A 9,624-nucleotide genomic window follows, 5' to 3' on the forward strand; every position below is an offset into this window, starting at 1 on the left:
CGACGGATCACACCACCAGACGAGGCTGACTGCGGACTGTGTCGGACAGGCGCAGCAGCACCGCCACGATCATCCAGTTCGCCACGAGGGAGGAGCCGCCGGCGGCGAGGAACGGCGTGGTCAGGCCGGTCAGCGGGATGACGCGGGTGACGCCTCCGATGACGATGAAGCACTGCAGGGCGATCACGAACGAGAGGCCGACTCCCAGGAGGCGCCCGAAGTCGTCCTGCCCGGCGAAGCCGATGCGGAACCCGCGCGAGACCAGCAGGAGGTAGAGGCCGAAGATCGCGAAGAGCCCGGCGAGGCCCAGCTCCTCGCCGAGGCTGGCGATGATGTAGTCGGACTGCGGGACCGGCGTGAGATCCGGCATCCCCTGGCCGAGGCCCGTGCCGAGCAGCCCGCCGTGCGCGAGGCCGAAGAGGCCCTGCACGAGCTGGTAGCTGCCGCCCGGATCCGCCCCGTAGCGCTCGGCGCTGAAGGGCTCGAGCCAGTTGGCGAAGCGGTTGCCCACGTAGTCGAGCGTCTGGCTCGCCAGCAGCGCGCCGCCGAGGAACAGGCCGACGCCGATGAGGACCCAGCTGGTGCGGCCGGTCGCGACGTAGAGCATGACCAGGAACAGGCCGAAGTAGAGCAGCGCCGTCCCCAGGTCGCGCTGGAAGACGATGACGCCCATCGTGACCGCCCAGACCACCAGGATCGGGCCGAGGTCGCGCAGGCGCGGGAAGCGCATCCCGAGGACGGTGCGGCCCACCATCGAGAGGGAGTCGCGGTTGCGCACGAGGTAGCCGGCGAAGAAGACCGCGAGGGCGATCTTGGCGATCTCGCCGGGCTGGAAGCTCGCCACGTCGCCGATCCCGATCCACACACGCGCGCCGCTGACCTCGCGGCCGATGAAGGGCAGGAGCGGCAGCAGGAGCAGCACGATCGCCGCGAACCCGGCGACGTAGGTGTAGCGGAACAGCACGCGGTGGTTGCGGATGACCAGCAGCACCACGATCGCCGCCACGACGGCCAGGGCGCTCCAGAAGATCTGCCGCACCGCCACCGACTCCCAGCCGGTCGCGCCGTCGGCGATGTCGATCCGGTAGATCTCGGCGACCCCCAGTCCGTTCAGCACGGTGGCGATCGGGAGGAGGAAGGGGTCGGCCGCCGGGGCCGCGAAGCGCAGCACGACGTGCACGGCGAGCACGAGCGCCGAGAGGCCGGCGCCCAGCGAGACCAGCGTGGTGTCGATCGAGCCGAGGGCGCCGAGCTGCACGAGCACGATCGCGCCGGCGTCGATGAGGCATGCGCCGATCAGGAGCAGGAGCTCGAGATTGCGCAGCTTCTGGCGGAAGAAGCCCTGCCGCTCGGGGGCGGGGCGGGCGGTGGCCGTGGCGGCGTCCGTCATGGTGCTCCGTTCGCGTCCGTGAGGCGCTCGACGATGTCGACTGCGCCGGCGTAGGAGTCGGCGCTGATCGTCTGCTCCAGCTGCTCGACGTCGTAGGCGCGGAGGGAGTCGAGCGGGATGCCCGTGTCCTCCTTCACCTCCGAGAGCGAGAGCGGGCCGACCGACTGCTGGATGCCCTGGTAGATGATCACGGTGTCCCCGTCGGTGCCGACGTAGAAGCGCGACTGCGTCCAGTCGTAGGCGAAGAGGATCCCGAGGAATCCGATGATGAGCACGAGGGACAGGCCGACGAGCCAGGTGATGCGGCGGCGCAGGTGCCGGCGGCGATCCTCCTCGATCAGCTCGTCGAGGTAGTCCTCGGACGCGGGCTCGAAGTGGGTGGGGCCCTGCGCGGCAGGAGCGCGGGTGTGCAGGCGGAGGCCGGGGATCCGGACGCGGTTCTGCGAGTCGTCGGTGCTGAAGGGCGTGGGCGCGGCGGCCGATCCGACGACCACCGGCTCCTCCACGGGGGCGAGGATGCGCGCGGTGTCGCCCGCGCCGGGGATGTCGAGGACGACGACGGTGACGTTGTCCGGGGCGCCGTGCGAGAGGCTGTCGCGGATCAGGCGGTCGGCCACCTGCTGGGCGGTCTCGTCGCGGCTGAGCTCCTTGAGGATCTCGTCGTGCGGGACGACGCCGGAGAGGCCGTCGGAGCAGATCAGCCAGCGGTCGTGCGGCTCGGTCTCGAGCGTGAGCGTGTCGATCTCGGGGTTGGTGTGCACATCGCCGAGGACCCGCATCAGGACGGAGCGGCGCGGATGCGTCATCGCCTCCTCCTCCGTGATGCGGCCGGAGTCGACGAGGCGCTGCACGAAGGTGTGGTCGGTCGTGACCTGCTCGAGCCGGCCGTCGCGGAGGACGTAGATGCGGGAGTCGCCGATGTGCGCGATCGCCACCGACTCGCCGACGCGGGCGATCGCGCTGACGGTGGTGCCCATGCCGGTGAGCTCGGGGTGGTCGACCACGGCGTCGGCCAGCAGGGTGTTGGCCGCCAGCAGGGTGCGCTTGAGCTCGTCCTCGGCCTCGTAGGTGGAGGCGTAGACGCGGTCCGCCTCCGCGATGCGCTTGATCGCGATGGAGGAGGCGACGTCGCCGCCCGCGTGACCGCCCATGCCGTCGGCGACGACGAAGAGCTGCCGGCCCGCGTAGCCGGAGTCCTGGTTGTTGGAGCGGATCCTGCCGACGTGCGAGACGGCGGCGCTCTCGCGCACCGCGCCGTGGCCGGAGCCGCTCTCCGGAGTGGGGGCCACGCGCTACGACCGCCGCAGTTCGAAGGTGGTGGTGCCGACCTTCACGGGCGTGTCCAGCGGCACCTTGGTGGGCGCGCCGACGCGGCGGCCGTCGAGGAAGGTGCCGTTGGTGGAGTCGAGGTCCTGGATCATCCACTCGTCGTTCCAGAGGAGAAGGCGCGCGTGGTGGGTCGAGGTGTAGTCGTCGCGGATGACCAGCGTCGACTCGGCGGAGCGGCCGATCGTCAGCGGGTCGCCGGTCAGCTCGAGCTCGGTGCCCCGCTTGGGGCCCGAGGTGATCACGAGGCGCTGCGCCGTGTGGACCGTGGCGGCGCCTCCCTGCTCGGCGCGCTCGGCGGCGGCCTCGCGGCTCCTCCGGGCCGAGGGTGCCGACGGGGAGGCGGGCTGCGCGGGCGTGGGAGCCGCGGCGGCCGCGGCGACCACGGGCTGGGCCGCCGTCACGAACGGGGCCTCGGGGGACGCGGCCTGCGCGCCGGGCGGCAGCTTGCGCACGCGCTGCCCGAACAGGTCGGAGCGCAGCGCGTAGACGATGCCGAACACGAAGAACCACAGCAGCGCGAGGAACGCGATGCGCAGGAGGAAGAGAGTGAGCTCGCTCATAGCCGGTCGTCCCAGAATCCCTCGGAACCGCGTCCGGCTGCCCTGCCGGACGACGGGCGGTCGGTGCGTGCGGGCGCGGAGCCCTGCACGACGCGGTAGACGATCGAGGTGCGCCCGATCGTGATGGTCTGCTCGGGGGCCAGGGGCGCCTGCGTGACGGGCCGGCCGTCGAGCTTGGAGCCGTTCGTGGACCCGAGGTCGTGCACCTGGGCGCGGGAGCCGTCCCAGAGGATCTCGACGTGCTTGCGGGACGTGCCCGAGTCGTCGACGGTGATGTCGGCGTCGCTGCCGCGGCCGATGACGGTGCGCGCCTTCGTGATCGGGTGGCGCCGGCCGTCGATGTCGAGGACGGGCGTGTAGGCGACGGTGCCCTTCACGCTGCGGGAGTCGACCTCGACCATGCCGTCGCTGAGCGCCGGATCGACGGCGAGGGAGATGTCGATCGGGCCGGGGAAGCGGAAGCCCTGCTTGGTGGCGTGCTCGGTGGCGACCGTGGTGAGCTCGTCGATCAGCGTGGCGCCGAGGCGCTGCATCCGGTCGAGGTCGGTCGCGGACATCCGCAGGACCAGGCTGTTGGGGACGAGGATGCGGTCGCGGCTGACCACGGCGGCGGAGGTGTCGAGCTCCCGGCGGAGGGCGGAGGCGAGCTCGACCGGCTGCAGACCCGACTTGAAGGTCCGCGCGAACGCGCCGTTGACGACGCGCTCGAGTCCCTTCTCGAAGTTGTCCAGTATGCCCACAGTCTTCCGATCTTCCGGTTCTTCGCCTTCTCGGCGGTCGCGCACGGATCGAGATGTCTGCGCGCCCGTCGCCGCTTCCTCTTCTTGGTCTGCGCCGCGCACGGCTACGGGCATGTTACTGGGATGGTCTGGATGCGCGATCCTCCGCGGTGGTTTCGCGGCCGGAGTGCCGTGTGCGCGCTCTCACCGGCACGGCCCGGTGGCGGCTCCCGGGGGAGCTCCGACCCGGGGCGGCGGGTGCCGGTTCGGCTCCGGGGCCGGGGGATGCTACGATTTCTCGTCGGCGCTTCGGTGCCGCTGGTGAGCGCGAGTGGCGGAATAGGCAGACGCGCACGGTTCAGGTCCGTGTGCCCGAAAGGGCGTGGGGGTTCAACTCCCCCCTCGCGCACCAGAGTTCATGAGAACCGGAGTTCGAGAGAACCGGGTTCGAGGGAACCGGAGAGAAGCCCCCGATCGGATGTCCGGTCGGGGGCTTCTCCCGTTCCCGGGTGCGGTGAGCTCCGGGGCGGGCTCCTGTCGTGTCGTTCTCGCGGACGGCGTCCCGCGGAGGGGCGGTGTTCACCGGGAGGTCGGCGCGAGGTCGTCCGGCGCGGGCACGCTCGCGGGGTGATCGCCCTCCGTGCCGACGTGTCCGCCCTCGATACGCAGGCGCTGCCCGAGCTGCTCCGACGCCTCGGCCGGCACCGGAGCGTGCAGGTGGGGGAGTGCCAGTGGATCGCGGTGCTGCCCGGATCGGGCCCGGTGCTGCTGACCTCCGGCGACCGGCTCGTACTCGACCTGCTGATCGAGCGGCGCGCGCTGCTCCCCGTGGTGATCGACGCGCTCGAGGCGGAGCTGCGCAGCGGCGGCTTCCGCGAGCGGATCGCGCTGAGCTGGAGCACGCCGAACACGGTGCCCGTGCTGCTGCGCTGACGGCTCGCGGTCAGCGGCGGGTGAGCTCCACGACCGGGATGATGCGGGTGGTGCGCTTCTCGTAGTCGAGGAAGCCGGCGGAGGCGGTGGTGAAGCGGGCCCAGCCAGCGTCGCGCTCCTCCCCGGCGAGGACGCGCGCCCGGACGTCGACGGTGCCGTCGTCGGGGGTCTCGATCGCCAGGTCCGGGTGGGCGATCAGGTTGTGGAACCAGGCGGGGTGCTTGGGCGCACCGGCGGCGGACGCGGCGAGCAGCCAGACGTCCTCGGAGGGGTGCAGCGCCATCAGCGGAGTCACGCGCTCCTCACCGGAGCGGGCGCCGCGGTGGTGCACCAGCACGAGGCTCCTCCCGAAGCCGCCCGTGGTCACGGTCCCGCCGTTCGCGCGGAACTCCTCGATGATCGTGTCGTTCCAGTCGGCCATGCTCGTCCTCCTCGACGCGGTGCCGGCACTCGAGTGCCGGGGTCAGGCGCGGGCGCCCAGGGCGTCCTCGCGGCTGCTGCTTCCACCCGGCGGCTGCGCGCCCCCGGTGACGGCGGCGGGATCCGCCAGCGCCCGCCGCCAGGGTAGCTCCGCGGCGCCGACGAGTTCCAGCCTCGAGCGCAGGGCGGCCCGTTCGATCCGCACGCCGCGCGCGAGGTCGCTCAGGGCCCGGGCGGAGACGCGGGCGGCGAGGCGCTCGCGGTCGACGGTGAGCAGCGAGCCGAGGAAGCCGCCCAGCACGACCGCGGTGGGGTTGAAGAGGTTGATGTAGGTGGACAGGCCCTCCGAGAGCAGGTCGACCTGGCGGGCGACCTCGCCGAGGACGGCGGGGTCGCGGGAGGTGCCCAGGGCGATGTCGAGCTCGTCCTGGTCGAGGACGCGGGCGCCGAGGACGTCGAGGAGGGAGCGCATCCGGACCTCGGCCTCGAGGCAGCCGCGCCGGCCGCAGCCGCAGAGGCGGCCGTTCGTGGCGACGAGGGTGTGGCCCAGCTCGGCCGCGAACCCCGAGGAGCCCTGGAGCGGGACGCCGCCGATGATGACTCCTCCGCCGATGCCGCCCGCGCCGCCGGTGACGTAGACGACGTCGGCCACGCCGTGCGCGGCTCCGAAGAGGGACTCGCCGATGGCGCCGAGGGTCGCGTCGTTGCCGACGGCGACCGGGAGGTCGAGGGCGCGGCTCAGCTGGGTGGCGAGGTCGACGTCGCGCCAGCCCAGGTGCGGGGCGCGGTGGACGAAGCCGGAGTCGGCCTGGACGAGGCCGGGGACGGCGACGCCCGCGCCGACCAGCGTGCGGAGCGACTCCCGCTCGGAGCGGAAGCCCTCGACGATGCCGGTGACGACGCGGACCACCGTGGCCGGGCTCGCGGGCTTGGGGGTGTCGAAGCGGACGCGGCGCAGCAGCTCGCCGTGCAGGCCGACGAGGCCGACGATGATCGCGTCGGTGTCGAGGTGGACGCCCACGGCCGCGAACCGGTCGCCGGGGACGACGGTGGCGCTGGGGCGGCCGATGCGGCCGTCCGGTGCGGTGGTCTCCTCCGCCACCCAGCCGAGCTCGCTCAGCTCGCCGACCAGGTTCGCGACGGCGGAGCGGTTCAGCCCGGTGAGGCGGCCGAGCTCGGCGCGGCTGGTGGGACCGGAGCGGTGCACCAGCGTCGCGAGGCTCGCGAGGTTCGTGCGGCGCAGCAGCGCGTTGCTGGAGGCTCCGACTGCTCCTGCCATGATCGCCTGCCTGTCGCTGGACCCCGACGGGTCTCGGATGCACTCGGGCGCGGCTCCCCCGAGGAGAAGCCGCGCCCGAGAACTGTAGAAGAGAAGGACGAGGAGCGCCGCTGGGCGGCGCCCGGCGTTCGCCTAGCGGCCGCCGGCGCGGCGCTTGTTGAAGATGTCGAACGCCACCGCGAGCAGGAGCACGAAGCCCTTGATCGCCATCTGCCAGGCTGCGTCGACCGAGAGGATGGACAGGCCCATGTTGAGCACGCCCATCACGAGTCCGCCGATGACGGCTCCGACGACGGTGCCCACGCCTCCCTGGACGGCGGCGCCGCCGATGAAGACCGCGGCGATCGCGTCCAGCTCGTAGTTCTGTCCGGCCGAGGCGACCGCACCGCCGGCGCGGGCGGTGCTGACGATGCCCGCGACTCCGGCCAGTGCGCCCATGTTGACGAAGATGAAGAAGTTGACCCACTTCGTCTTGACGCCGGACATCATCGCGGCGAACAGGTTGCCGCCCATCGCGTAGATGTGGCGGCCGAAGACCGTCCGGCCGAGCACGAAGCTGTAGGCGAGGATCAGCACGGCGAGCACGATCAGGATGATCGGGGTTCCGCTGTAGCCGGCGAGCAGCCAGGAGAGGGCCATGATCGCGACGACGGCGATGGCCGACTTCGCGACCAGCGAGCCGATGGGCTCGCGGGGCAGCTCGAGGCGGCGGAGGGTCGCGCGGCTGCGGAGCTGCTGGGCCACGAGGACGACGCAGACGATCAGGCCGAGGACCAGGGTGAGCGCGTCGCGGCCGGCGATGCCGCCGAGGACGCCCGGCAGCCAGCCGGCGCCGATCGCGGTGAACTCGGTGGGGAGGCCGTTGATCGTCCCGCCGGTGAGGAGGACGAGGGTGAAGCCGCGGAAGATCAGCATGCCCGCGAGGGTCACGATGAACGCCGGTATGCCGACGAAGGCGACCCAGAAGCCCTGCCAGGCTCCGACGGCGGCGCCGGTGACGAGGGCGACGACGACGGCCGCCCACCAGGGCAGGCCCCAGTTGTTCATCGCGATCGCCGAGATGGCGCCGACCATCGCCACGACCGAGCCGACCGAGAGGTCGATGTGGCCGGCGATGATGACCATCACCATGCCGATCGCGAGGATCAGCACGTAGGCGTTCTGCTGGATCAGGTTGTTGACGTTGCCGGGCAGGAGCAGGCGCCCGCCGGTCAGCACCTGGAAGAGCAGGATGATGATGGCCAGCGCGGCGAGGATGCCGTACTGCCGGAGGTTGATGTTCAGCCGGCGCGAGCGCTTGGGCGGGGTGGAGGGCGTGTTGGCGGGCGTGTCCGCCGGCGCTGTGGTGGTCGTGGCGCTCATCGGGCCTGTTCCTTTCCGGCGGTCATGTAGTGCATGAGGTGCTCCTGGGTGGCGTCGGCGCGATCGATCTCGCCCGTGATCCGTCCCTCGGAGATGGTGTAGATGCGGTCGGCGAGGCCGATCAGCTCGGGCAGCTCGGACGAGATGACGACGACCGCCTTGCCCTGGGCCGCGAGCTCGTTGATGATCCCGTAGATCTCGTACTTGGCTCCCACGTCGATGCCGCGGGTGGGCTCGTCGAGGATCAGCACGTCGGGACCGGAGAAGATCCACTTCGAGAGGACGACCTTCTGCTGGTTGCCGCCGGAGAGCTTCCCCGTGACGGCCGAGACGGTCGGCGCCTTGATGTTCATCTTTGATCGGTACGAGTCGGCGACCTTGTACTCGCGGTGCTTGTCGATCACGCCGAGCCGGGCCAGGCGCGAGAGCGCGGCGGCCGAGACGTTGACGGTGATGTCGCCGATGAGGTTGAGCCCGTAGCGCTTGCGGTCCTCGGTCGCGTAGGCGAGGCCGTTGCGGATCGCCTCGTCGACGGTGCGGGTCTGGATCTCCTCGCCGTCCTTGTAGACGCGGCCGGAGATGCCGGTGCCGTAGCTCCTCCCGAAGATGCTCATCGCGAGCTCGGTGCGTCCGGCGCCCATCAGGCCCGCGAAGCCGACGATCTCGCCGGCGCGGACGGTGAAGGAGGCGTCGTCGACGACCACGCGGTTGATGTCGACGGGGTGGTGGACCGTCCAGTTCTCGACGCGCAGCTTCTCCTCGCCGATCTGCGGGTCGCGCGGCGGGAACATGCTGTTGAGGTCGCGGCCGACCATCGCGCGGATGATCCGGCTCTCGGACGCCTCCTCGCCGGCCATCGGGAAGCTCTCGATGGTGCGGCCGTCGCGGATGATCGTGACGGTGTCCGCGATGGCGCGGATCTCCTTCAGCTTGTGGCTGATGATGATGCAGGTGATGCCCTGCTTGCGGAGCTGGTCGATCAGGCCGAGCAGGTGGTCGCTGTCCTCGTCGTTGAGGGCGGCGGTGGGCTCGTCGAGGATGAGGAGCTTCACCTCCTTGGCGAGGGCCTTGGCGATCTCGACGAGCTGCTGCTTGCCGACGCCCAGCTCGAGGATCTTGGTCGCGGGGCTCTCGGCGAGGCCGACGCGGGCGAGCAGCTTGGCCGCCTCCGCGTTGGTCGCGTTCCAGTTGATGACGCCGCGGGTCGACTTCTCGTTGCCGAGGAAGATGTTCTCGGCGATGGAGAGGTAGGGGCTGAGGGCGAGCTCCTGGTGGATGATCACGATGCCGTCGGCCTCGCTGTCGTTGATCGACCGGTACTGCGCCTCCTCGCCCTCGAACTCGATGGTGCCCTCGAAGCTGCCGTACGGGTACACGCCGGAGAGGACTTTCATCAGGGTCGACTTGCCGGCGCCGTTCTCGCCGCAGATGGCGTGGACCTCGCCGGGCTGGACCGAGAGCGAGACGCCGTCGAGGGCGCGGACGCCGCCGCCGAACTCCTTGACGATGTCGCGCATGATGAGGATGGGACTGGCCAACAGGGCCTCACTTCGTTGGGGGGCGGTGGAGGAGGGCGACGGCCAGGCCGACGGTCGCGACCTGGAGGACGGCGAGGAGCGGATCCATCAGAAG

General features: G+C 71.3%; 9 protein-coding genes and 1 tRNA gene. 2 read left to right on the forward strand and 8 right to left on the reverse strand.

Annotated features, from left to right (window positions below; translation table 11 throughout):
* Window positions 1-7: 7 nt before the first annotated feature.
* From C5C56_RS15110 to C5C56_RS15125, 4 genes are read right to left on the reverse strand one after another with little or no spacing between them, the layout of a single operon-like run.
* Entirely contained in the window at window positions 8-1,390 is a 1,383-nt protein-coding gene (locus C5C56_RS15110; RefSeq protein ID WP_104225777.1) for an FtsW/RodA/SpoVE family cell cycle protein, read from the reverse strand.
* Window positions 1,387-2,679: a Stp1/IreP family PP2C-type Ser/Thr phosphatase gene (locus C5C56_RS15115; protein ID WP_244229533.1), complete on the reverse strand. Its 1,293-nt coding sequence runs from the start codon at window positions 2,677-2,679 to the stop codon at window positions 1,387-1,389. The genes C5C56_RS15110 and C5C56_RS15115 overlap by 4 nt, the downstream gene beginning before the upstream one ends.
* 3 nt (window positions 2,680-2,682) lie before the next feature.
* A complete protein-coding gene (locus C5C56_RS15120) occupies window positions 2,683-3,279 on the reverse strand; it encodes an FHA domain-containing protein (protein ID WP_104222659.1) in 597 nt (198 codons plus the stop codon).
* Window positions 3,276-4,019 (reverse strand): DUF3662 and FHA domain-containing protein, encoded by a 744-nt coding sequence (locus C5C56_RS15125; RefSeq protein ID WP_104225775.1) that lies wholly within the window; start codon window positions 4,017-4,019, stop codon window positions 3,276-3,278. Before C5C56_RS15125 ends, C5C56_RS15120 begins: the two co-directional genes overlap by 4 nt.
* 304 nt (window positions 4,020-4,323) lie before the next feature.
* Between C5C56_RS15125 and C5C56_RS15130 the strand changes: the two genes are divergently transcribed.
* Window positions 4,324-4,410: transfer RNA gene (locus C5C56_RS15130), tRNA-Leu, on the forward strand.
* 215 nt (window positions 4,411-4,625) lie between these two features.
* Complete coding sequence (locus C5C56_RS15135) at window positions 4,626-4,931, forward strand: hypothetical protein (protein WP_104319853.1); 306 nt, start codon at window positions 4,626-4,628, stop codon at window positions 4,929-4,931.
* Between the two features lie 10 nt (window positions 4,932-4,941).
* Here the strand turns inward: C5C56_RS15135 and C5C56_RS15140 are convergent, their stop codons facing one another.
* From C5C56_RS15140 to mmsA, 4 genes are all read right to left on the reverse strand, one after another.
* Window positions 4,942-5,352, reverse strand: coding sequence for a nitroreductase/quinone reductase family protein (locus C5C56_RS15140; protein WP_104247544.1), 411 nt, complete (start codon window positions 5,350-5,352; stop codon window positions 4,942-4,944).
* Between the two features lie 42 nt (window positions 5,353-5,394).
* Entirely contained in the window at window positions 5,395-6,630 is a 1,236-nt protein-coding gene (locus tag C5C56_RS15145; protein ID WP_104222655.1) for an ROK family transcriptional regulator, read from the reverse strand.
* Between the two features lie 132 nt (window positions 6,631-6,762).
* Window positions 6,763-7,992 carry a multiple monosaccharide ABC transporter permease gene (mmsB, locus tag C5C56_RS15150; RefSeq protein ID WP_104255653.1) on the reverse strand — a complete coding sequence of 410 codons (1,230 nt, stop codon included), beginning with the start codon at window positions 7,990-7,992 and terminating at the stop codon, window positions 6,763-6,765.
* Window positions 7,989-9,509, reverse strand: a complete 1,521-nt coding sequence (gene mmsA, locus C5C56_RS15155) for a multiple monosaccharide ABC transporter ATP-binding protein (protein ID WP_104222653.1) — start codon at window positions 9,507-9,509, stop codon at window positions 7,989-7,991. The genes mmsB and mmsA overlap by 4 nt, the downstream gene beginning before the upstream one ends.
* Between the last annotated feature and the right edge of the window lie 115 nt (window positions 9,510-9,624).

It is taken from the genome of Rathayibacter sp. AY1D1, from assembly GCF_002932635.1.
GTDB lineage: Bacteria > Actinomycetota > Actinomycetes > Actinomycetales > Microbacteriaceae > Rathayibacter.

What these genes read in the sequence shown, in the direction of transcription:
- mmsB (WP_104255653.1), bottom strand. Translation starts at nt 7,992, where the DNA reads ATGAGCGCCACGACCACCACAGCGCCGGCGGACACGCCCGCCAACACG.
- C5C56_RS15145 (WP_104222655.1), bottom strand. Translation starts at nt 6,630, where the DNA reads ATGGCAGGAGCAGTCGGAGCCTCCAGCAACGCGCTGCTGCGCCGCACG.
- mmsA (WP_104222653.1), bottom strand. Translation starts at nt 9,509, where the DNA reads ATGCGCGACATCGTCAAGGAGTTCGGCGGCGGCGTCCGCGCCCTCGAC.
- C5C56_RS15140 (WP_104247544.1), bottom strand. Translation starts at nt 5,352, where the DNA reads ATGGCCGACTGGAACGACACGATCATCGAGGAGTTCCGCGCGAACGGC.
- C5C56_RS15120 (WP_104222659.1), bottom strand. Translation starts at nt 3,279, where the DNA reads ATGAGCGAGCTCACTCTCTTCCTCCTGCGCATCGCGTTCCTCGCGCTG.
- C5C56_RS15110 (WP_104225777.1), bottom strand. Translation starts at nt 1,390, where the DNA reads ATGACGGACGCCGCCACGGCCACCGCCCGCCCCGCCCCCGAGCGGCAG.